At 53.7% G+C, this 22,966-nt stretch carries 18 protein-coding genes and 1 tRNA gene; 7 read left to right on the plus strand and 12 right to left on the minus strand.

The window, feature by feature from the left end; genetic code table 11:
- Positions 1 to 22: 22 nt before the first annotated feature.
- The 4 genes from ahbD to HNR65_RS04410 are packed head-to-tail and all read right to left on the minus strand — an operon-like array spanning position 23 to position 5,163.
- On the minus strand, positions 23 to 1,144 hold the full coding sequence (ahbD, locus tag HNR65_RS04395) for a heme b synthase (RefSeq protein WP_181550250.1): 1,122 nt from the start codon (positions 1,142 to 1,144) through the stop codon (positions 23 to 25).
- A gap of 12 nt (positions 1,145 to 1,156) precedes the next feature.
- Positions 1,157 to 2,131: a porphobilinogen synthase gene (hemB, locus tag HNR65_RS04400; protein ID WP_181550251.1), complete on the minus strand. Its 975-nt coding sequence runs from the start codon at positions 2,129 to 2,131 to the stop codon at positions 1,157 to 1,159.
- A 41-nt stretch (positions 2,132 to 2,172) separates the two neighbouring features.
- A complete protein-coding gene (gene ahbC, locus HNR65_RS04405; protein WP_181550252.1) occupies positions 2,173 to 3,363 on the minus strand; it encodes a 12,18-didecarboxysiroheme deacetylase in 1,191 nt (396 codons plus the stop codon).
- An 18-nt stretch (positions 3,364 to 3,381) separates the two neighbouring features.
- The gene (locus tag HNR65_RS04410) at positions 3,382 to 5,163 is read right to left on the minus strand and encodes an AAA family ATPase (protein ID WP_181550253.1); all 1,782 of its coding nucleotides are present in this window, start codon (positions 5,161 to 5,163) and stop codon (positions 3,382 to 3,384) included.
- 259 nt (positions 5,164 to 5,422) lie between these two features.
- Between HNR65_RS04410 and HNR65_RS04415 the strand changes: the two genes are divergently transcribed.
- The gene (locus HNR65_RS04415; RefSeq protein WP_181550254.1) at positions 5,423 to 5,641 is read left to right on the plus strand and encodes a dodecin family protein; all 219 of its coding nucleotides are present in this window, start codon (positions 5,423 to 5,425) and stop codon (positions 5,639 to 5,641) included.
- 19 nt (positions 5,642 to 5,660) lie between these two features.
- On the opposite strand, the gene HNR65_RS04420 is transcribed toward HNR65_RS04415, so the two are convergent.
- The 5 genes from HNR65_RS04420 to HNR65_RS04440 are packed head-to-tail and all read right to left on the minus strand — an operon-like array spanning position 5,661 to position 12,576.
- Positions 5,661 to 6,719, minus strand: a complete 1,059-nt coding sequence (locus HNR65_RS04420; RefSeq protein WP_181550255.1) for a protein-tyrosine phosphatase family protein — start codon at positions 6,717 to 6,719, stop codon at positions 5,661 to 5,663.
- The gene (locus tag HNR65_RS04425) at positions 6,688 to 9,207 is read right to left on the minus strand and encodes a PEP/pyruvate-binding domain-containing protein (RefSeq protein ID WP_181550256.1); all 2,520 of its coding nucleotides are present in this window, start codon (positions 9,205 to 9,207) and stop codon (positions 6,688 to 6,690) included. The genes HNR65_RS04420 and HNR65_RS04425 overlap by 32 nt, the downstream gene beginning before the upstream one ends.
- Entirely contained in the window at positions 9,207 to 9,581 is a 375-nt protein-coding gene (locus HNR65_RS04430; RefSeq protein ID WP_181550257.1) for a response regulator, read from the minus strand. Before HNR65_RS04430 ends, HNR65_RS04425 begins: the two co-directional genes overlap by 1 nt.
- 18 nt (positions 9,582 to 9,599) lie before the next feature.
- Complete coding sequence (locus HNR65_RS04435; protein ID WP_181550258.1) at positions 9,600 to 11,702, minus strand: ATP-binding protein; 2,103 nt, start codon at positions 11,700 to 11,702, stop codon at positions 9,600 to 9,602.
- Positions 11,695 to 12,576, minus strand: a complete 882-nt coding sequence (locus tag HNR65_RS04440) for a phosphate/phosphite/phosphonate ABC transporter substrate-binding protein (protein WP_232364652.1) — start codon at positions 12,574 to 12,576, stop codon at positions 11,695 to 11,697. The genes HNR65_RS04435 and HNR65_RS04440 overlap by 8 nt, the downstream gene beginning before the upstream one ends.
- Positions 12,577 to 12,865: 289 nt before the next feature.
- On the opposite strand from HNR65_RS04440, the gene HNR65_RS04445 reads away from it, so the two are divergent.
- Positions 12,866 to 13,657 carry an exodeoxyribonuclease III gene (locus tag HNR65_RS04445; RefSeq protein ID WP_181550260.1) on the plus strand — a complete coding sequence of 264 codons (792 nt, stop codon included), beginning with the start codon at positions 12,866 to 12,868 and terminating at the stop codon, positions 13,655 to 13,657.
- Positions 13,658 to 13,945: 288 nt separating this feature from the next.
- Here the strand turns inward: HNR65_RS04445 and HNR65_RS04450 are convergent.
- Together HNR65_RS04450 and HNR65_RS04455 are read right to left on the minus strand one after the other, a co-directional pair.
- Positions 13,946 to 14,021, minus strand: a tRNA-Phe gene (locus HNR65_RS04450).
- A 41-nt stretch (positions 14,022 to 14,062) separates the two neighbouring features.
- On the minus strand, positions 14,063 to 14,803 hold the full coding sequence (locus tag HNR65_RS04455) for a 16S rRNA (uracil(1498)-N(3))-methyltransferase (protein WP_181550261.1): 741 nt from the start codon (positions 14,801 to 14,803) through the stop codon (positions 14,063 to 14,065).
- 325 nt (positions 14,804 to 15,128) lie between these two features.
- Between HNR65_RS04455 and HNR65_RS04460 the strand changes: the two genes are divergently transcribed.
- The 5 genes from HNR65_RS04460 to lepA all read left to right on the plus strand — a co-directional run bounded on the left by HNR65_RS04460 (position 15,129) and on the right by lepA (position 22,258).
- Complete coding sequence (locus HNR65_RS04460; RefSeq protein WP_181550262.1) at positions 15,129 to 15,674, plus strand: hypothetical protein; 546 nt, start codon at positions 15,129 to 15,131, stop codon at positions 15,672 to 15,674.
- 114 nt (positions 15,675 to 15,788) lie between these two features.
- Positions 15,789 to 18,467, plus strand: coding sequence for a valine--tRNA ligase (locus tag HNR65_RS04465; protein ID WP_181550263.1), 2,679 nt, complete (start codon positions 15,789 to 15,791; stop codon positions 18,465 to 18,467).
- Positions 18,464 to 19,333, plus strand: coding sequence for a carboxylating nicotinate-nucleotide diphosphorylase (gene nadC, locus HNR65_RS04470; RefSeq protein WP_181550264.1), 870 nt, complete (start codon positions 18,464 to 18,466; stop codon positions 19,331 to 19,333). The genes HNR65_RS04465 and nadC overlap by 4 nt, the downstream gene beginning before the upstream one ends.
- 44 nt (positions 19,334 to 19,377) lie before the next feature.
- The gene (locus HNR65_RS04475) at positions 19,378 to 20,361 is read left to right on the plus strand and encodes a rhomboid family intramembrane serine protease (protein WP_181550265.1); all 984 of its coding nucleotides are present in this window, start codon (positions 19,378 to 19,380) and stop codon (positions 20,359 to 20,361) included.
- A 103-nt stretch (positions 20,362 to 20,464) separates the two neighbouring features.
- Positions 20,465 to 22,258, plus strand: a complete 1,794-nt coding sequence (lepA, locus tag HNR65_RS04480; protein ID WP_181550266.1) for a translation elongation factor 4 — start codon at positions 20,465 to 20,467, stop codon at positions 22,256 to 22,258.
- 178 nt (positions 22,259 to 22,436) lie between these two features.
- On the opposite strand, the gene ndk is transcribed toward lepA, so the two are convergent.
- Complete coding sequence (ndk, locus tag HNR65_RS04485; protein ID WP_181550267.1) at positions 22,437 to 22,853, minus strand: nucleoside-diphosphate kinase; 417 nt, start codon at positions 22,851 to 22,853, stop codon at positions 22,437 to 22,439.
- Positions 22,854 to 22,966 lie beyond the last annotated feature (113 nt).

Consider the following 22,966-nt stretch of genomic DNA (forward strand, 5'->3'; position numbering starts at 1 on the left):
GGTGTCTTTGTCCGGCCGGGTTTTATCCGTTTCGGGCCGCTGCTTTGGCGGGCTCATACAGGCAAAGGGGTTCTTCTGCCAGCCAGTCGCCGGTGGCCTCGTATGCCCTGGCCCGGCATCCGCCGCAGACCCGCTTGTATTCGCAGATTCCGCATTTGCCCTTTAACTGGTCAAAATCCCGGAGTTTTTGGAATTGTTCGGAATTCTGCCAGATATGGACAAAGGAATCCCGGGTCACATCCCCGCAGTGTAAATCCAGAAAACCGCATGGCTGGACGATTCCCTGATGAGAGATAAAGCAGAAGCTTGTGCCGCCCAGACAACCCCGGGTGACCGCATCAAGACCGTGGGTCTGCCAGGTCACGGATTTTCCTTCCGCGCGGGCCCGCTGGCGCAATATGCGGTAGTAATGGGGCGCGCAAGTGGCTTTGAGCTGCAGGTTTGTCCGACTTTTCTGATCATAAAACCAGTTCAGGGTTTCCTCGTATTCCTGTGCAGTGATGGCCTGATCAACGATATATTTGCCCCGGCCCGTGGGCACCAGAAGGAAAATGTGCAGCGCCACGGCCCCCAGATCCTCGGCGAGTTTCATGATCTGCGGTATCTGGTCTCGGTTTAACTGCGTGATAGTGGTGTTGACCTGAAATTCAATGCCTGCCTGTTTTGCCGCGTGGATGCCGGAAAGGGCTCCTTCAAAAGCACCTTCCACGCCCCTGAACCCGTCATGACGTTTAGCAGAAGCGCCGTCCAGGCTCACGCTGATGCGCTGGATGCCGGAATCGGCAATTTTTTTGGCTGTTTCCGGCGTGATCAGGGTCCCGTTGGGTGCCATGACCATGCGAAGGCCAAGCCGGGTGCCATAGGCGGCAATGTCGTAGATATCTTCGCGAAGCATGGGCTCGCCGCCGGTCAATATGACAATGGGACTGCCGGTTTCGGCGATCTGGTCCAGCAGGCGAAAAGAGGCCTGGGTATCGAGTTCACCGGCATACGGCCCGCAGGTGGCAGCGGCCCTGCAGTGCACGCAGGAGAGATTGCAGTTGCGGGTGGTTTCCCAGGCAACCAGCCGCAGGGTGCCGGGCCCCCCGGGAGAACCGCCCTGGACGGATGACTGTGCATGGGGATGCTGTGGATCAGAACTCATTGCATCAAATCCTTATTGATTTAGCAGTTGGGCGGCTTCCATGGCAAAGTATGTCAGAATCATGTCCGCCCCGGCGCGCTTAATGGCTGTCAGTGTTTCCAGGGCCACGGCTTTGCCGTCAAGCCAGCCCATCTGATCAGCCGCCTTGATCATGGCATACTCGCCGGAAACATTATAGGCGGCCACCGGCAGGTCAAATTCCTCACGGATGCGGTGAATCACGTCCAGGTAGGGCAGGGCGGGTTTGACCATTAGAATGTCTGCGCCCTCGGTGACATCCAGAGAGGCCTCCCTTACGGCTTCCACTGCATTGGCCGGGTCCATCTGGTAGGTGCGCCTGTCGCCGAACTGCGGGGAGGAATCCGCCGCTTCCCGGAACGGGCCGTAATAGGCCGAGCAGTACTTGGCTGCATAGGACATGATGGGCACATGGGCCAAATCGTTTTCATCCAGTGTCTCCCGGATCATTCCCACCCGGCCGTCCATCATGTCGGACGGGGCCACCATGTCCGCGCCGGCCTGGGCATGGGAAAGGGCGGTGCGGGCCAGCAGGTCAAGGGAGCCGTCATTGTCGATCACGCCCTTGTCCACAATACCGCAGTGGCCGTGGTCCGTATACTGGCACAGGCACACATCCGTGATCACCATCATGTCCGGGCATTTGTCCTTGACCGCGCGCACGGCTTTCTGGACAATGCCGTCTTTGGCATAGGCTTGGGTGCCCAGGGGATCTTTTTTGTCCGGCAGGCCGAAGACAATCACTGCCGGAAGACCCAGGTCCGCGGCCTGCTTAACGGCTTTGACCAGGTTGTCCACAGACAACTGGTACTGGCCGGGCATGGAGGGTACGGGATTTTTAACGTCTTTTCCGCCGATGGCAAAAAAGGGCATGATCAGATCGTCTGTTTTCAGGGTTGTTTCGCGGATCATGCGCCTGAAAGCCCCGGTCTGCCGAAGGCGCCGGGGCCGGTAATCGGGAAACTGCATTTTTTCGTCCTTGCAAGATTAAAGGTAAAAAGCAGGCTCTTTTACTGCGTTGCGTTGATTTCTTCGTCTGTCAGGTAGCAGGCCGGGTCCGGGGCCCAGGCATCACCGGTGACCGCCTCGGCGCGCACCCGGAAATTGCCGCCGCAGATATCAAGCCACCGGCATTGGGCGCACCGTCCCTTGACATGTTTTTTCTTTTCCTTGAGCCGGGCCAGCAGGGGATCGGCTGCGGTGTCGGTCCAGATTTCGGAAAAGGGCCGCTGGCGGACGTTGCCGAAACTGTGATGCCGCCAGAACTGGTCTGCGTGCACTTCGCCGTCCCAGCTGATGCACCCGATGCCCCGGCCCGAGTTGTTGCCCTCGTTCATCTGCAGCAAGTCAAGGACTTCGGCGGCCCGCTCAGGATTTTCGCCCAGCATGCGAAGGTATACATAGGGACCGTCTGCGTGGTTGTCCACGGTGAGCACTTCTTTGGGCTTGCCCCGGTCATGCAGATCTTTTGTGCGGTCCATGATCAGATCCAGGAGCCGGCGGGTTTGCTCATGGCTGACATCGTCGTTGACAAGCGTGGAACCCCGGCCGGCATAGACCAGGTGATAAAAGCAGATCCGGGGAATGTCCATTTGTTCCAGCAGATCAAACAGGGCCGGGATTTCCTCTGCGTTAAACCGGTTGATGGTAAAGCGCAGCCCGACCTTGATACCGGCTTCCTTTGCATTTCGGATGCCTTCCAGGGCCTGGTCAAAAGCGCCATCCACGCCCCGGAAACGGTCATTGATATCCCGACTGCCGTCTAAGCTGATGCCCACGTAGGAAAGGCCGATGTCTTTTAAAATCCCGGCGGTTTTTGCGTCAATTAGGGTTCCGTTTGTGGAGATCACCGCGCGCATGCCCTTTTCTACCGCGTATTGCGCCAGTTCGGGCATATCCTTGCGCATCAGGGGCTCACCGCCGGAAAACAGCAGCACCGGAACGCCCATTGCTGCCAGATCGTCTATTAAGGCCTTGCCTTCGTCGGTGGTCAGTTCATTGTCCTGCTGTCTGGCCTTGGCATGGGCATAGCAGTGAATGCATTTGAGATTGCATCGCTGGGTGATGTTCCAGACCACCACCGGGCGCTTGTCAATTGAGAACTGGAGCAGGTGTGAGGGCAGTTGCCCGGACTGGCGGCCGTAGCGAAGCGCGTCAGACGGCTCCACAGTGCCGCAGTAAAGCTTGGAAATTCCGATCATGGATGCCTCGTTTCCGATTTATTCCACCCGGTCTTCTTTGTGTATGGATTCCGGGGTGATATTATGTTTGGCAAATTCGGTTTTAATCAGATTGTCCAGAAACGCTTCGGGCTGTTCCAGGGCATAGCCGGGAATAAAAAAACGGTTTTTGCCGGTTTTGTCCCGAACCAGTTTCAGGCCGTATTCAAAATCACCGGATAGCTTACGATAGATCTGGTCAATATTCAACGATTCATTTGTCATTTTCTCGGAAATGAAGTCAATGGCATCTTCCTCAAATACGATATTGACATCATGACGATTGTAAAAGTCAATTTCAATTTTTTTGATCCGGTCGTAGAAATGCTTTATCCGGTGCATGGCCGTGCCGATTTCCACCACATAGTTCCAGTAATAATCGGCAATGGCTGCGATTCTGGATTTGGATAGCGGCAGGCCGTATTGTTCAGCCAGTTTTTTTCGGTTTTTGCGGATATAGTCAATGATGTGGCTGCGGTTTTGTTCGGCAATACGGGCAAACTCGGCTTCCTGTTTGGCGCTGTCGCCACCCGGGCCCATTGTTTTAAGGGCCTTTTCCGGATTTTGGATGGCCTCCGGGGTCACCGGAAACCGCCTGATGTTCATGGACGGCAGACGGGTTTCAAACGGAATCAAAGCCTGCTCAATAACGCTGACCAGTCCACGGGCACCGGTGTTTTCATCATAGGCCTGCCCGGACAGCAACTCCAGGGCCTCGTCTGAAAACCGTACGTCAATGCCGTAGGTGGCAAAATCAAGCCGCTTGCTCAAGATAACCGGGTTATTGGGGTTTTGGAGGATATCGAGCAGATCCTGCCGGGTCAGGCGTTCAAAGACCGAGCGCACCGGAAGCCGGCCGATAAATTCGGATTCAAATCCGTATTCCACCAAATCCTCGGACTTCACAAAGGAAAGAAGGGATGTGGGTTCCCGGGAGCTGTCGATTTTTGCACCAAACCCGATGGATTGCTGGGTGGTGCGGTTTTTGATGATCTCGGGCAGTTCGGAAAACGCCCCGCTGACAATAAAGAGGATGTTTTTGGTGTTAACGGATCGCTTCTCTCTTTTGCCGGTCTTTCTGAACTGTTCGACTTCCTGAATCATGGAGATGGGATCATGCGGAACTTTCATCTCCACCTCGGTTTCCTCCATGGGCTTTAAAAGAGCCCGCTGCACGCCGCTTCGTGACACATCCGTGCCAAAATGCTGCCGGCTTCCGGCGATTTTGTCGATTTCGTCAATGTAGACGATGCCGTACTGGGCCCGCTCAATGTCATTGTCGCTTTCGCGGACCAGGTCGCGCACCATGTCTTCCACATCACCGCCCACGTAGCCGGTTTCACTGAACTTGGTGGCATCTGCCTTGACAAAGGGCACGCCGATTTTTTTGGCAATCAGCTTGATCATATAGGTTTTGCCCACACCTGTGGGACCGATCATGACGATGTTGTTTTTGATCCGGCCTTCAAATTCGTCCTGGGTCCCGGTTTGGCGCTGATGCTCGATGCGGTTGAAATGCGTGCAGACCTTGGTGGCAAGGGTCTGCTTGGCGCTGTCCTGCTTGATAATGTACTGATCCAGATAGCCGATGAGTTCTTCGGGCTTCAGGTCAAAACGAATGCCACCGTTATTTTCTCCCTTACCTTCGTCATCTTCAGGGGATTGTTTGTCAGGAACCACCACGGGTGAGACGATCTTGACCTGGTTGCCATATTTTTTTGTAAGATAATCAGATATTTCTTTTTCGATTTCCCGTGGATCCGGAATGCTTGCATCTTTCATTTTTATTTTATCCTGATCATTTAAACTGTTGCCTAAATTGAGCGATTTACAAGTTAGGCATTGATATTCAGTGGTTATTTTCGATGGTTACACTATAATCACTTGCCCGGCAAATGCAAGGCTTGCCCGTGCAGGGTCTGAAATTCGCGAACTGGCGGGTGGTTTTGGGCAGCAAGCCAAATAATCGTTGGACAAAGCAAACAGGGTTTCTTATATTAAACATAGGTTTTCTTTCAAACTTAACGGACAAGGAGGGACCATGAGTGAGAGCGTGTACAAATTTATCGAATTGGTCGGCACCAGCCCTACATCCTGGGAGGAGGCAGTGAAAAACGCAGTTGAAACAGCCTCCAAATCCCTGCGGGATACCCGTGTGGCCGAGGTCAAAGATCTGGATGTCAAAATCGAGGGCGGCAAGGTGGCATCTTTTCGCGCAGTGGTGAAACTATCCTTTAAATACCAGACAGGTGACGCTTAAACCATGATGTTTATCATGATCACTGCCCTGATTCCGGGGGGATGACAGGGTCGGCGCTGTCCCCGGCCATCAGGTGAAACAATTGCTGAACAAATTTGCCGGACACCACGTCCGGCAAATTGATTTCCGGGGGAGTGTAGGGTGTGGTATCTTCGAGAAAGACTTCCAGCAGTTCATGGGAGAGAACCATGAGCTGCCATGCGGAGTTTTTGGTCATTTCCCGGGTTGTGCGGTCAAATACCCGGCACTGGGCCGGCCTGAACGCATAAAGCAGGCAAACATCGTTGTCAAGAAGCGGGCAGGGCGGTTTTTTTTCCGGATACCGGTCTTCTGAAGGCGTGTTTGAAGCCATGGCCCGGTCAATGGCCTGCTGGCGAAAGGTGCTGCTGAGCTGGGTGTTAATCCCGAATTGGAGGTAAACGGCCTCTGCAAGGGACATGGTAACCGGGGTAAAGCAGCACTGGCAATGATCTTTTCCGCAACGGGCCGCATTTTCCGGCACATCTGCCTCGGTTCCGGACAGGGCGGCTTTTGTTTGGTCATAATAGGGCTGGAGATCCACTTTGTAACCCGGAGCCAAAGAGGGTTCCATGGATATTTTATAAGGCTTTTCTTTTTTCCAGTACTGGTGCAGAAACCGTTTCTGGGGCTGTTCCGTGGGCTGGGAGCGGATGCCGCGCATTTTTCGGGCCGCGCTTTTGGTATCATATCCCTTGCGCAGCAGATAGGCATACACAATCGTGCCGGTCCGGCCGATGCCGAAACGGCAGTGAACCAGCACTTTTTTGCCCAGGTAAATGCATTCATCGAGCCAGTCCAGGGCCTTTTCCAGTTCATTGATCTCCGGAAACCCTTCATCCCGCACAGGAAGGTAATACACTTCAAACCCCTGCTGCTCTTCTAATGCAACCAATTCCCTGATTTCCATGCACAGGTTCATAATGCCCCGGATGCCCTGGTGTTTGATGCTGTCGAGCTCTGCAATGGACATGGGCGCATGTCCCACTGCCAGCTGAGGTGTCACCCAGGTCAGGGGATAAATGAAATCACCTTTTTTCTTGGACGGAAAAAATATCATGGGTTTCCTGTATGATTTGTCGGGCAAGGGTTTGAATCTGTTGTTGGTCTTCCAGCCGCATGTCGAGCATGACGGTTTTGCCCAGCACAATGCCGAGCACCACCAGTCCGGTCCCGGTATCGTCCATGGATTTGCGGTCAAGCGCGGCTTCCAGCAAATCTGAGGTTGTATGCACCACAAATCCGAAATGTTCCAGGATGGTTTGAATCAAATAAATTCGCATGTCCCGCTGGTCCGGGCTGCCGCCCCCGCCTTTGAAGCTGAAATGAATGTAGTTTTGCTCAGGGACCGTTCCCTGAACCGAATCCAGGACGGCAAAATGATACCCGAACCGAAGAAGGGCATGCAGATATTCCCGGTCCACGATGGCGTAGCTGCTAAAAAGGGTGGATTTCTCAACATCCACGAAATCCGCTGAGCTTTTGTAATATGCATCCCAGTCATAGTGCAGAATGCCGCTGTTCCATTGCACTGCCGGCGAGCCCAGGCCGTCAAAGAGCTGCCGCATGGGCAGGCTCTCAATGTGTTTGAGCGCAACCGATTTTTGACCGGCCGCCTCCGGGGAAAGCCCCTTGTACACGTCGAGCACATGCATCACCAGGGGCAGTCCGGACTCCAGGCGTTTTGCGCCGTAGCGGTCCAGCCCCCGCCGGCCCACCAGGGAAAACATCTCTCGAACCCCGGCTTCATGCACATAGCGGACAATATCATGAAGGCTCCGGCAGGATCCAATGGTAAAATCCGGACTTTCAGAATCCGGAAGGGTGAGGGGAGAGACATATCTCAATGCATCGGCCAGCTTTTGGATTACCGGGGTTTGCGGGGCGGCGGATGCTGTTTTGCCGGGTTTTGCCCGGAAAAAAGTGCCGGCCAGAATTTTTCCCGTGTTGCCGTCAATGCTGACATCCTGCTGGTTTTCCAGGGTATCGGCTGCTCCTCGGGCGTTGCAGATCACCGGAATGCCGGCTTCCCGGGCCACGGAAGCAAAATGGCAGGCCGGGCTTCCCTTCTCCGCCACCACTGCCCGGACCCGGTTTAATACCAGGGTGAGTTCCGGCGGCAGGTCATCGGTCACCAATACCGCCTGGTCGGGTATGTCGGATAAAAATTTCAAATCGTTAAGCTTGTACACCCGTCCGGCGGTCTGCCCGGAACTGACCCACTGTCCCGTTATCAAAACCGCGCTTTCCGGGTAATCCGGCTGACTATCGGGCGTATCTGCAACCGGCATTCCCAGGGGTCTGGACTGAAGAATGCGAAGCTTTCCCGAGGTGTCCAAAAGCCATTCCACATCCTGGGGCACCCGGCCTGCGGCATGTTCGAGTTTCATTCCCAGCCCAAACAGGTTTTCCAGGATATCCGGGCCGAGAAAGTCCCGGGGCGCCACTTTGCCCACCCTGCGGCTTTGTCGGTCAAAATCGGCCCGGCCCTGGTACTGCCCGCCGTCGGCCAGATTCTCCCCGCTGCCGGTGACCATGTAGGAGACAGCCAGTTCCGGCCGGTGGGGGTCGCGTGTGTAAAGAATCCCGCTGATTTTTGCCGCAATGGTGGGCATGATCAGCACGGCCATGGGTGTCATTTGATCGGTAAAGCCCTGGCGCATCCGGTAATGGATGGCATGCGGGCTGTATTTGCTGGCCGCCACCTGCTTGTAGGCCTCAAACCAGTTTTCCGGGCCCACGTTCAAACAGGTTTTAAACTGTCCGGCAAAAGAAGCCTGCAGATCTTCTCCCACGGCACTGCTGCGCAGCGCCAGGGGCTCGTTTTCAATACCCAGTCGGTTGATGCCGCTTAAAAATTCGTTTTCAAGCTCAGGCGGCATTTGGGCTTCGGTGACGGCAAACTGGAGGGCCTGGCTGATTTCATTTATTTCTGAATGATTGTTTGGCCCGATGCGGGCCAGCTGTCTTTGAACCCAGGCGGTAAGGTCGTTGGCCGCCAGCAGGCGGTAAAACGCCCTTGTGGTCATCACCATTCCGGCAGGAACGGGAATGTCGAAATCCCGGATCAGCCGGGAAAGGGGAGCCGCCTTTCCGCCAGCCAGGGATTCGGACAACTCCTGGTCCAGCCCCAGCACGTAAGGCGGATCGGTTTTGGGATCATCTTCGGCCAGGGCCATGTGGGCATAAAAGGCGTATTTGCGGTGGTAATTGCGCAAAAGTGCGTATTTCACCGGATTGAACCGCACAAGTGCCTCGATCAGGACCTGGATTTCATAATCCAAAAGACCCAGCAGATGACGAATGTATTCGATGTCGCAGGCGCTGTTTTTCTGCCGGATTTCCTCCAGTTGGGAGATGAGTTCCAGAGCCCGGCGGTCGCCGGCGCGCAGGTGCTGGAATGCAGCGTATTTTTTGCGGATCAGAGATCCGGGAAAACAGGTTCGCAAAAACCAGTTTTCCAGCAAGTGACGCGTCTGTGAGCCGATTCGCTGGACCCGGGTCAGTGGAATGGGTCCGGATGCGGTTTCCTGGATTTTTTGGGCCATCAGGCAGATGCTTCCCGGCTTTCCAGAATGCCGGCAATTTTTTCTTCAAGTTCGTTTTTGTCAATGGGCTTGACCAGATACTCCCGGGCGCCGTAACCCATGGCTTCCTTGGCGGTTTCCAGGGTGGGATAGCCCGTGAGCATCACCACATCGGTATCCGGACGTTCTTCCTTGATCTGCCGCAGGACCTCCACTCCGCTGATTTTTTTCAGCTTGATATCCAGAATGGCGATATCCACATTTTGATCGTGTACGTGGGCCAGGGCGTCGCGCTCTTCTGTAAAAACCGCCACAAAATGTCCTTTGCGTTCAAGGATGCGTTTGATCATGGCGCCGGCATCCTCCACATCGTCCAGGACCATAATGCTGCTCATTTCATACCTCCGAAATCATCAGGGTTGTCGTGTGGTTGGGGGAAGCCCGAGTTCCTCGCACTCTTCTTCCGGAAGCTCCATCTGCCAGAGGGGCAGTTCCACGAGAAATACGGTTCCGGGGCCGGTACATGAATCGGAATTTCCCATCTCCTGGAGATACTCTTTGGGCGCCGGGCTCAAAACATTGATCCGGCCCCCGTGATTCTGAATGATGCCAAACGTCACAGACAGGCCCAGCCCGGTGCCCTTGCCAACCGGCTTGGTGGAAAAAAACGGGTCAAAGATTTTGTTTAAGATTTCCTGCTTGATACCCGTGCCGGTGTCGGTGACGGTAAGGGCCACACGCCGCCGGTGGGCACAAAGCTTGGTTGTGATCCGGATGCAGCCGTCATGTTCAATTGCATCCAGGGCGTTGTTTAAAAGGTTTAACCAGACCTGTTTGAGCTTGTCCTTGTCCCCCTCGATTTCCGGGATGTTGGGATCCAGGTCATAGAGAATCCGGACCCGGTTTAAGCTGAAGGTATGCTCCACAAGGGAGATGACCTCCTGTATGGATTCATTGATATCCACATCCGTGCGTGTGGTCTGGCTCTGTCTGGAAAATCCGAGCAGGTCTGAAACAATACTGCTGCAGATTTTGGTCTGCTTTTCGATGATTTTCAGATCCGCCGCCATCTGGCTGTCAGAGTCCACGTCTTCGAGCAGCATTTGGGCATAACCCAGAATAATGCCCAAAGGCGTGTTGATCTCATGGGCAACTCCGCCGGCCAGCCGGCCCAGGTCTTCCATTTTTTGGGACTGCACCAGGCGATCCTGGTACTGCTTGATGACGGTAATATCCCGGGCGGTCAGCAGGAGCCCGGAAATCCGGCCCTCGGCGTACACCGGAACCTTTAAGATATGAAACCATATCACCATGTCCCCCTGTTTGACGCTGATTTCCTTGGACATGGGCTTTCCGGTCTGCAGGATCTGCCGGTCTTCATGGTAATTTTGATCCGCCTGGGATTCACTGAAAATATCAAAATCGGTTTTGCCCACAATATCGGATTCATTTAACTGAAAATAAGAGCAGAAGGCCTTGTTCGCAGCCCGGTACACCAGGTTTTCATCCTGCAGGGCCACCATGTCGGGAGTGACGTCCAGGGTTGTGCGCAGCAGTTCCTTTTGCCTGGAAAGCTCCTTTTCCGCGCTGCGGGCCTGGTCAATGCGCTCCTGCAGGGTCATGGCCATGTAATCAAAGGCTTCTGCCAGTTCCTGGATCTCATCTCCTGCATTCTGCTGATAAACCGGGCAGTTCAGGCAGTTTAAATCGCCCTGGGCATCCTGCTTCAAATGGTAGGAAGGACAAAGGGTTCCTGTTATATACCAGCATCTTCGCCGGGTATCGCCGTAGGCGGGGCAGGAGTATGCCTGGCACTTGTTGATTTGCCAGCACTGGCGCCTGGGCTCTGTGGCGGACTGGACCTCAAGATTGCCTTTGATGACTTCATTGGCTGATTCCGTGAGGCATTTGATGCGATTGGTAAATTTTGAGGAAAACCACAGAACCAGTATTATGGCGCCAATGGTGACCGCAGCGGTGAGTCCGAAAATCCAGAGACGCAGCCGGTTGATCATGGCTTCCAGCCGCTGTCTGTGTATGCCGATGCGTACCGTTCCGATGGGTTCCTGCTGGATTTCCACGGGCTGGACAAAATCGTAAATCTTTCCCTCATTGGTCAGCAGAAGCATGCTTGTGACATCGTTGTTTGGCCGGTTTTCCGGGTAGATATTGAACAACTCCACCGGAAACCCCTGCTCAAAGGTATGCACCAGTACCCGGCCGGCTGAATTCAGGATAAACGCATATGCAAGATCTGAATTGGCACTCTTTAATTCATCCAGCAGGTTTTTGAGGCGCAGAAAATCCCGTGTCAGCAAGGCTTCATCAGATCTGTAGGCCAGGTTGGCGGCCAGCACCTTGCCGCGTTCCTTGTTTTCCTTTATCAGTTCAGTGGAGGCAATATGAGTGCCGATAATGCCCAGAATCAGGCCCAGACACAGGACAACAGCCGACAGCCCCAACAGCAGTTTGCTTTTAATTTTCAGGCGCTGAAAGGAGATGGCCAGTTTACTCATATGGTTTTTCTCCGACTTTTTCCAGAAGCCTGCGGATGGCGTCAAAGTCGGCATCCTGCGCCGGAATAACTGCCTCAAAATGCGCCTTTTGAAGAATTTTTCGGTGATCGGCATTGTCGGGGTTTAATTCCAGCAAAGCCTGTTTGATTTTGTCCTCCATTTCAGATTCCAGATTTTTTCTTACGGCATACACCCAGCTCGGAAATGGCCGGGTTTGATCCAGTATGCGGATGGCCGTCAGATCCACCCGGTCCTTGACCAGCTCAAGGGTGCCTTCCCGAATGGAGCCGACATCGGCCTGCCCCAGGTACACGGCCTGGACAACGGTTTCCTGCTTGCCGCCGGGCCCGGGGGCAAAGGATATGTTTTGGAAATCGGACTTGGAAATGCCGTTTTTTATAAAATGATCCAGGACGAACAAGTAGCCTGCAGCCGATGCCCGATCCACGGCCATCCATCGTTTGCCTTTGCAGTCCTGGAGATTTTCAATGGCTTTGTTGTCTGCCCGGCAGATGATCTGGCCCCTGAAGGTGGGGGACTTGTTTTTTTCCACGATGCGGGCAAACGCCCTAGCCTGATAACGGTCTGCAATCCGGGTATAAACCAGGGGATTGGAAAATGAGATGTCGATTTTTTCATCTCTGACCATTTCCATGTGCTCTTTAAATGTGTCCGGAAAAACCTGCCGGATGGGCAGGCCGGTTTTTTCGGCAATATATTCCACCATCAGGTGATGCCTGGCAAACGACACTCTGTGGGAGTACTGCGGCAGGCATGCATAGGTCAGCGAGTCGAGCTCCGTGGGCGTCTGGATTTGTCTGCGCTGGTTCAGGTTGACTTTTTTGACGCCATCTCCCTGATCGCATGCAGACAAAAAACATCCGGCAACCAAAAAGACCCAGATAAAAATTCTGACCGGCAATGGAAATCGTGATTTCATTTTTTTGATGTTAGCATCGAAAGACAGAAAGTCAAGCAGACAGGGCATGGCTCAGCGCTTGGGTCACTTTCCGGGCCTGCCTTCCAGTTGCAATGGTGAATGTTTCGAATTGTTTTTTTAAGGAAAAACAATTGTCTGCTCTCTCCCGGATGTGATATGTATCCGCGCAATTGTTCTGCCATCCGTTGATCTGCAGCCGGTATCCGAATAAGGAGAGACAGCCATGGTGCAAAGCCCTTTAAAACTGATTTCCTGGAACGTCAACGGCCTTCGCGCGGTCATGAAAAAGGATTTTCTGAAATCCATTGACAAACTCGATGCCGACATCGTGGCTCTCCAGGAAACCAAGATCCAGCAGGACCAGCTCACAGAAAGCATGCACAGGGTCAGGGATTACGAAGCCTATTTCAGCCACGCAACAGTGAAAAAAGGCTACAGCGGCGTGGCCACCTATACCCGCATCACCCCCGAACACGTTCGCTACGGCATCGGCGAGCCGCGCTTTGACGACGAAGGACGCGTCATAGAGATGGATTTGGGAGACATTGTCTTTTTCAATGTCTATTTTCCCAACGGCCAGATGAGTGATGAGCGGCTGCAGTACAAGCTTGATTTCTACGATGCGTTTTTTGATCATGCCGATGATTTGCGCAAACAGGGCAAAGGCGTTATTGTTGCTGGTGATTTTAACACCGCCCACAATGAAATTGACCTGAAAAATCCGAAATCCAATGCCAACCGCTCGGGTTTTTTGCGCATTGAACGCGACTGGCTCGATCATATCGAGCAAAGGGGTTATGTGGATACCTTCCGGGCCTTTTACCCGGATACGGTGAAGTACTCCTGGTGGACCTACCGGTTCAACGCCCGCCAAAACAACGCAGGGTGGCGTATCGACTGCTTTTTCGTTACAAAAGACCTGTTTGACAGCGGCCGGATTGCAGACGCGTTTATCGACAATGACATCTACGGCTCGGATCACTGTCCGGTAGGTGTTGTATTAAATCCGTCCTGACGGGTTTACTGAACACTGAATCCCTTAAAATTGAACACTGCCTGTAAAAAAGACTTCTAAGTAATTTCGTTCAAAGTTCAAGGTTGATGGTTTCGTAAAAAGTAAGTTTTCAGATGGCGCCGTAAAAGTTCAAGATCAAGGCTTGCGCAATTTCGAAGAATGCAGCGTAGTTATCTGTACGTGAAATTCTGAGAAATTGCGCGTAACGCAGATATCGGACTTTTTACGACGCCATCACAAATAAGAAAGGCGGCCTTTTTAGGGGCCGCCTTCACTTATTGATTTTATTGGTGCCGAGGGGCGGATTTGAACCACCGACACGGGGATTTTCAGTCACCTGCTCTACCGACTGAGCTACCTCGGCGTAAATTTTTAAAAAATGTATAGGCAATGTGGTAAAACCTGTCAAGGACTTTTTTGGAGATCCCCGAAAACATACTGGACCAGGGTGCAGGCGGAAATGGCGGCGGTTTCAGCCCGAAGGATGCGGCATCCCATTGAAACCGCCGAAAATCCGGAAGCTTCAGCATCCGCGGCTTCGTTTTCCGTAAACCCGCCTTCGGGGCCCAGCAGCAGCAGTATGGCACCCGGGCTGTTTTCCGCAGTATCAGCCAGGGGAGCCCGGGCCTGTTCCCAGAAAAAAAATCGGGCATCCACGGTTGCCCCCAAAGACAGCACTTCGGAAAAATCCATCACCGGCGCAATCTCCGGCACCATGCTTCGGCCGCACTGCTTTATGGCCTCCAGGGAAATGGCCTGCCACCGCTCCATGCGCTTTTTCATCCGGCGGGCATCCGGCCGGGCAACGGTTCTGCGGGTCATCATGGGAATCCACCGGGTCACCCCGAGTTCGGTGAGATGCCGCACAAGTTCATCCATTTTTTTGTCTTTTAAAAAGCCCTGGGCCACAATAAGGTCCAGAGGCGATTCATTGCCGGCTTCAATCCGGTTTTCGATCACAACCCGCACGGTCTTTTCTTCTATTGAAATGATGCGGGCATCGCAGATCCGGCCGGCTCCGTTGGTGACCCGGATGCGGTCTCCGGCTGACAGGCGCAGCACGGTTTTCAGGTGACGGGCCTCTTTTCCGGTAATGCAGGGCTCGGGGCGCTCCAGTTCCGACGGGTTTATGTAGAATCGTCTCATGCGTTATGGCTGTATTGAATAAAGTTTGCGATTTCGGGCCCATCGGACCAAGGCCGGCCGGGTTTTCCGGCAGGATTCAAATTTCTTGACAACATCAGGCGGTTAAGATAATTTTACAGGATTATAACAGGATTTTCAACAGACAGTAAACTGGATGCGCCTGTAAAAAGTCTTTTTTACAGGCAGTGTTAGGTTTGAAGTGATTAAGTATTAAGTAAAATCAATAAGTTATTTCTTTACTGGTTGACGATTATATTCATTTCAGGACGTTTTACGATTCCATCAAACATATTCGGCACTGAATTTTCCAGGGAGGCCCATTATTATGACCGAAGACAGCCAGAAGGATCCGGACAAAGAAATCATCGAGCTTTCTGAAATCGTTGTGGGCACTTCTGAGGATGATGATGCCATTGTGGAGATGACCGAGGGCTTGCTTGACGAAGCCAGAAACGGCATTTCCGGGGCAACCGGGGATGAGTCCGGCGATTCCCGGCAAATGGATTTGTCCCGGGATTCAGCGTTTGACTTTGGTTTGGTTTCGCCTGAAAATGAAATCATTGAGCTTGTGGAGGAAATTGAGCCCGGTGCGGATGTAGAGGGGGAAGAAAAAGCCGTTGACGGCAAGGGGACCGAAAACGGCGATGAAAATGCCAGTGGCACTGAAAATGGCAGCGATGATATTCTTGAGTTGACCGAAGAGGTGGCGGCGGTTTCCGGGCAGCAGCTTGAGCAGGCGCTGGAGCGCGTTATTGAGAAGCGTTACGGCGATATGATCGACCGGGTGTTAAAGGAAGTGATCTGGCAGAAAGTCTCAGAGGATATTGAACATCTCAAGCAATACCTGCTGGCCTGCAAAACAGAAGAGTAACCCGCATCAACCGGGCCCGGAGCCGGCCCGGATGATGCGCCTGCAAACAAAACTTTTGCTGATGGGGATTGATTCAATCCCCATCTTTTTATGAATTGGAGTGCAATAAAACAAATGTCTGGCAAAGAGATCAACAAGGGCTATGAGCCCGCTGAAGTGGAAAAGCGCTGGTATGCGTACTGGGAGGAAAACGGACTGTTTCAGGCCGATGAAAATCCGGCAAATGACGCTGAAGCCTTCTCCATTGTCATCCCGCCGCCCAATGTAACGGGCGTGCTGCACATGGGCCATGCCCTTAACACCACCCTGCAGGACATTTTGTGCCGGTATCGCCGGCTGTGCGGAGACAATGTGCTCTGGCTGCCCGGCACCGACCATGCCGGCATTGCCACCCAGAATGTGGTGGAACGCCAGTTGGCCGCAGACGGGGTTGACCGCCACCAGATGGGAAGGCAGGACTTTATTCAGGCCGTGTGGCAGTGGCGGCAGAAATACGGCAGCGCCATTATCCGGCAGTTGAAATCCCTGGGCGCCTCGTGCGACTGGAGCCGGGAGCGGTTTACCATGGATGACGGCCTGTCTGCGGCCGTGCGCAAGGTTTTTGTGGAACTCTACGAGCAGGGCCTGATCTATCAGGGAAATTACATCATTAACTGGTGTCCCCGCTGCAATACAGCCCTGGCCGACATTGAGGTGGAGCATGAAACCCTTCAGGGACATCTCTACCACATCCGGTATCCTTATGAAAACCAAGAGGGCGGCCCGGTGGTGGCCACCACCCGCCCGGAGACCATGCTCGGGGATACGGCCGTGGCCGTGCACCCGGACGATGCCCGCTATGCCGATATTTCATCAAATCACGTGATGTTGCCCTTAACCGGCCGCAAAATTCCGATTATCCGCGATGAGTACGTGGATATGGAATTCGGTACCGGCGCGCTGAAAATCACCCCCGCCCATGACCCCAACGACTTTGTTGTGGGAGAAAAACACGGCCTGGAATCTGTGAAGGTCATTGATGACAACGGCATCATGAGCGAGGCTGCCGGGGACTTTGCGGGCATGGACCGGTTTGCGTGCCGCGAGGCTGTTGTCAGTGCCCTGCAGGAGCAGGGACTTCTGGTGAAAGTTGAAGACTACGAGCACAGTGTGGGCCACTGCTACAGATGCGCCACAGTGGTGGAACCCAATTTGTCCAGGCAGTGGTTTGTCAAAACCCGCCCTTTGGCCGAAATCGCAGTGGATGCGGTTCGCCAGGAACAGACGCGCATAGTGCCGGAAAAATGGAAAAACGACTATTTTGTGTGGATGGAAAACATCCGGGACTGGTGCATTTCCCGCCAGATCTGGTGGGGCCATCAGATTCCGGCCTGGACATGCTCGGATTGTGAAAAATTGATCGTGGCCACCAAAGCGCCCGAGGCATGCCCGCATTGCGGCTCTATCGCCCTGGTCCAGGACCCGGACGTGTTAGACACCTGGTTTTCCTCTGCACTCTGGCCCTTTTCCACCATGGGCTGGCCGGAAAAAACGCCTTTGCTGGAAAGATTCTATCCCACCTCTGTGCTGGTCACCGGGTTTGACATCCTGTTTTTCTGGGTGGCCCGGATGATGATGATGGGCATTCACTTCATGGCGCAGGTGCCGTTTTACGATGTCTATGTCCATGCCCTGGTGCGCGATGCTGATGGAAAGAAAATGAGCAAGTCCTCTGGCAATGTCATTGATCCCATCAGTGTGATTGAAAACTACGGAACAGATGCCCTGCGCTTTACCCTGGCCGCCTTTGCCGCCCAGGGAAGAGATATCAAGTTGTCTGAAAAGCGCATCGAGGGCTACCGGCATTTTATCAACAAGCTGTGGAATGCGGCCCGGTTTTCCCTGATGCACCTGGAAGCCGAGCACCCGGAATTTGCGGAATCCGATCTGTCCCTGGCAGACCGCTGGATTCTTTCCCGGCTCAAATGCACCACAAAGCTGGTCTCCGACTCTCTGGACAGTTATTATTTCAATGAAGGGGCAAACGGGTTGTACCGGTTTGTGTGGCACGAGTTCTGCGACTGGTACCTGGAAGCGGCCAAACCCGCGCTTTATGGAAAAATCGACGAAAAATCCCAAAATGCGACCCGGGCTGTTTTGTGGCGGGTGCTCCATGATGTGCTGATTCTGCTGCACCCCTTTGTTCCCTTTGTCACAGAAGAAATCTGGCACCGTCTGCCCGGCACTTCCGATTCCATCATGCGCGCGCCGTTTCCGGGCCGTGATTCAAAATTGCCGGAGATCAATGCCGATGCAACATCAGAAACCGGCATGGAGCAGATCATGGAAGTCATCACCGCAGTGCGAAACATTCGCGGGGAGATGAACATTTCCCCGTCTGCATCCCTGTCCGTGCTTGTTCAGGCAGAGGATGCCGATGTGCGCACCAACCTGGAAAGCCATAAGAACATGATTGTCACCCTGGCGCGGATTGCAGATCTGGAAATCGCTCCTGCAGGGGAAAAACCCAGGGGAACAGCTACGGCCATTGCCAGCTGCGCCGCTGTATCGGTTTACCTGGAAGGGGTGATTGATTTTGCAAAGGAACTGGCGCGGCTTGACAAGGAAATCTCCAAGCTGGAAAAGGAAATCCAGGGCCTGGAAAAAAAATTAAACAACCAGGGATTTTTGTCCAAGGCACCGGCTGATGTGGTGGAGCAGGTCAGACAGCAGCACGCGGATGCAACCGAAAAAATCGGAAAGCTGGAAGTCAACCGGGAAAAAATCCAACAAATCGAATCGGTGCAGACATGACCCGGGGCCATGAAATTTTCTTTTCTCCGCCGGTCAGCCGGTTAATCGACCTGGCCGTGGAAGAAGATATCGGCCACGGCGATATCACCACCAGTGCCCTGGGCATCTCAGGCCGGCAGGGCAGGGCCTGGATTACGGCCAAAGAGCCCATGGTCATTGCCGGGCTCAGCCTCGTGCCCCGGATCTATGAACGCGTGGGAAGTCTTGGCGCATTTCAGACAAAGGCTGAAGACGGGGATTTCATTGATTGTCCGGAAACAGTGGTGGCCGAAATGACCGGCCGTTTGGACACCCTTCTGATTGGCGAGCGCATTGCCTTAAATTTTCTCCAGCGCCTTTGCGGGATTGCTACTCACGTGCGCAGGCACGTGGATGCTCTGGGCTCCTCACCCATCCGGCTTACGGATACCCGCAAAACAGTACCCGGCTGGCGGGTACTGGAGAAATATGCCGTTCGCGTGGGCGGGGCCTTTAATCACCGTATGGGACTCTATGACGGGGTGCTGATTAAAGACAATCATATTGCGGCCTGCGGCAGCATCACCTCCGCAGTCAACACGGTCCGCAGGCGGATTTCGCATCTTGTGCGAATAGAGGTGGAAACCGAAACCCTGGCCCAGGTTAAAGAGGCCATGGACGCCGGGGTGGATGTGATCATGCTCGACAACATGGATGATGCCGCTATCTCAGAAGCTGCGGCACAAATCGGCAATGGGGCTGAAATCGAGGTTTCCGGCCGGGTGGATGCCGGACGCATTGCCCGCCTGGCAGAGCTTGGCGTAAACATTGTTTCCATGGGGGCGCTGACGCATGCCGCCCGGTTCGTGGATCTGAGCATGACCGTGGCCCATCCGGGCCATGACTGACCGATTTTTTTTCCGGGACACAAGCCCGGGCAAGGCCGGCATAAATGATTCCATTGAGAGATACCATACCGGCCAGGTATTATCCCCTGGTCACCCATGTGCTCATTGCCGTCAATGTCCTGGTTTTTTTGTCCCAGATCAGTTACGGACCCCGGGAACTCCAGCAGTTTATCGTCACCTACGGCCTGGTGCCGGCACGTTATACCTCAGGGGAGATATCCGCCTATTTCACGCCGTTTCAACAGGTGTTTTCCCTGTTTTCCTTTATGTTTCTCCACGGCGGGTTTCTGCATCTGCTGTTTAACATGTGGAGCCTTTATATTTTCGGCGACAACGTGGAGGACCGGCTCGGGTCGTTTTATTTTCTGATTTTTTACGTGGGCTGCGGCCTTGTTTCCGGGTTGTTCCATTTTGCCTTAAACGCCCAGTCCACAACGCCGGTTATCGGGGCCAGCGGTGCGATTGCCGGGGTTATGGGCGCCTATTTTTTGCTCTATCCCCATTCCCGGATCCTGACCCTGATTCCGATTTTGTTTATTCCGTTTTTTGTGGAGATACCGGCTTTTTTCTTTTTGGGGCTGTGGTTTCTGATGCAGTTGCTCAATGCCGCCGGCGCCCAGGCCCAGCAGGCGGGCATTGCCTGGTGGGCGCATATCGGCGGATTTGTCTGCGGCATGGCGGCTTTAAAGCTGTTTCCCCTGCTGCCGGACAACCGCGGGGAAAACGGGTATCACCGGAGCAGCATCCGGCGGAAAAAAAGTGATCACCTCCAGGTCATCCGGCCCCGTGGCGGGGGCAGTGAGCCGGATGTTCATGAGACCCTTCGCATCACCCCGTATGAAGCCGCTGCCGGGGCCACGAAAAGGATCAACGTTCCCTGGGGGTTTCACAACCGCATGTACCGGCTCAAAATTCCGCCCGGTACCCGGGACGGAAAAGTGCTGCGCTTAAAAGGCCTGGGCCGGGATGACGATTCCGGAAACAAGGGGGATTTGTATCTGACCGTTAAGATTGAGCAGCCCTGGTAAAACGGGTCTGCCTTGACAGGCCTGTTTTGAATTGATAGGAGAACACATTTTTCTCCGGGTTTTTTCCCGGGGAGTTCAAACCGGTTTATCCAATTGGAATTATATGAAAAACATTCGCAACTTCAGTATTATCGCCCATATTGACCACGGAAAATCAACCCTTTCCGACCGCCTGATCCAGTCCACCGACATTGTGGCTGAAAGGGATTTCAAGGACCAAATGCTAGACAGCATGGATTTGGAGCGGGAGCGGGGCATTACCATCAAAAGCCAGACCATTTGTCTTCCGTATACCGCAAAAGACGGCCATCTTTATTATCTCAATCTCATTGACACCCCGGGCCATGTGGATTTTTCCTATGAGGTCTCCCGGGCCCTGGCCTCTTGCGAGGGCGCGCTGCTGCTGGTTGATGCCAGCCAGGGAGTTCAGGCCCAGACCATTGCCAATCTTTACCTGGCCCTGGAGCATGACCTGGAGATCATCCCGGTGATCAACAAAATTGATCTGCCCTCGGCTGACATTGAAAAGGTAAAGCTCCAGATTGCAGATGAACTCGGCCTTGATCCGGACACGGCCATCCTGGCCTCGGCCAAGGACTGGATCGGCACTGAAGAGATCCTGGAAGCCATTGTCACCAAGCTGCCCCCGCCCCAGGGAAATCCGGACGCGCCTGTCAAGGCCCTGATCTTTGATTCCCATTATGATCCGTTCAGGGGAACGGTGGTGCATTTCCGGATGATCGACGGGACCCTGCGGCCAGGCGACCGGATCATGTTCATGTCCAACCAGGCGGAATACACGGTGGAGGAAACAGGGGTTTTTCAGATCAAGCGGGTACCCCAGAAGTCTATCACCGCAGGCCGGGTGGGCTATATCATTGCCGGGATCAAGACGGTGAGCGACACGCGCACCGGAGATACCATTACCGTAAAAAAGCGCCCGTGCGAAAAGGCGCTGCCGGGCTTTAAGGAGCCCAAGCCCGTGGTGTTTTCATCCATTTACCCGGTGGACACAGACGAGTATCCGGATTTGGCTGCGGCCATGGACAAGCTGAAATTAAACGATGCCTCGCTTGTGTATGAAAAGGACACGTCAGCGGCGCTGGGCTTCGGATTCAGGTGCGGTTTTCTGGGGTTGCTGCATCTGGAGATCGTCCAGGCCCGCCTGGAGCGGGAATACGATCTTTCCCTGATCATCACCGCACCCTCGGTGCAGTACGAAATCGGACTAAACGACGGTACCATGATGACAATTGAAAACCCGGCCCTTTATCCCGACCCGGTCAATATCGCCTATATCCGGGAGCCCTACATCCGGGCCTCGATTTTCACACCAGACACCTACATGGGCCAGATCATGCAGCTGTGCCTGGAGCGGCGTGGAATTAACACCAATTACCAGTACTTTGGCAGCAACCGCATGGAAATGGTGTTTGAAATGCCTCTGGCCGAGGTGGTTTATGATTTTTACGACCGGCTCAAAACCGTCACTCAGGGATATGGCTCATTTGATTATGACATGCTCGATTACCGGCAGTCTGATATCGTGCGCGTGGATATTTTGATCAACAGCGAACGCGTGGATGCCTTGTCCCAGCTGGTGCACAAAGACAAGGCCCCGTTTCGGGCCCGGCAGACCTGCGAGAAGCTAAAGGAGGAAATTCCCCGGCACATGTTTAAAGTCGCCATCCAGGGGGCCATCGGCGGCAAGGTCATTGCCCGGGAAACCATTAATGCCTATCGCAAGGACGTCACCGCCAAGTGCTACGGCGGTGATATTACCCGGAAACGCAAGTTGCTGGAAAAGCAGAAAAAGGGAAAAAAGCGGATGAAGATGGCCGGGGAGGTGATGATCCCGCAAAGCGCGTTTCTGTCGGTGTTAAAAAGCAAAGAGTAAAAAAGTGATGGCGCCGTAAAAGTCCAATATCTGCGTTACGCGCAATTTTTCAGAATTTCACGTACGGCTAACTACGCTGCATTCTTCGAAATTGCGCAAGCCTTGATCTTGAACTTTTACGGCGCCATTTGAAATCAGACTTTGGGCGAAAATTTTATATCCGCCCCCTGTTGAACCTTTATTTTATAATCTCAAACTGATTGAAAAAATAGCTGATTTCAAAGGCCGCGGTTTCGGGTGAATCCGATCCGTGCACCACGTTTTTTTCAATATCCGTGGCAAAATCCCGGCGGATGGTGCCTTCTTCTGCTTCTTTGAAGTTGGTTGCGCCCATGAGGGTACGGTTTTTTTCAATCACATTTTCGCCTTCAAGCACCATGGCTACGACAGGGCCCGAGGTCATGAAATCGGTCAGGCTTTCAAAAAACGGCCGCTCCTTGTGGACGGCATAAAAGCCCTGGGCCTGTTTTTTTGTCATCTGCAGCATTTTCATGGCTGCAATCCGGATGCCGTTTGCCTCAAAACGCTTTATGACTTCGCCGATCAGTCCCTGGCTGACGCCGTCGGGCTTGATAATGGACAGGGTTTGTTCCATGCTTTTATCCTTTCTTTTTATTCAATCGTGGTTATTGTGTATTTGCAGCGCCGGAAAAGGGCAGCCGGGTAAAAAACAATCTGCCGTATTTTCACGGTGTCCGGTGCAATAAC

It is taken from the genome of Desulfosalsimonas propionicica, from assembly GCF_013761005.1.
Taxonomy (GTDB): domain Bacteria; phylum Desulfobacterota; class Desulfobacteria; order Desulfobacterales; family Desulfosalsimonadaceae; genus Desulfosalsimonas; species Desulfosalsimonas propionicica.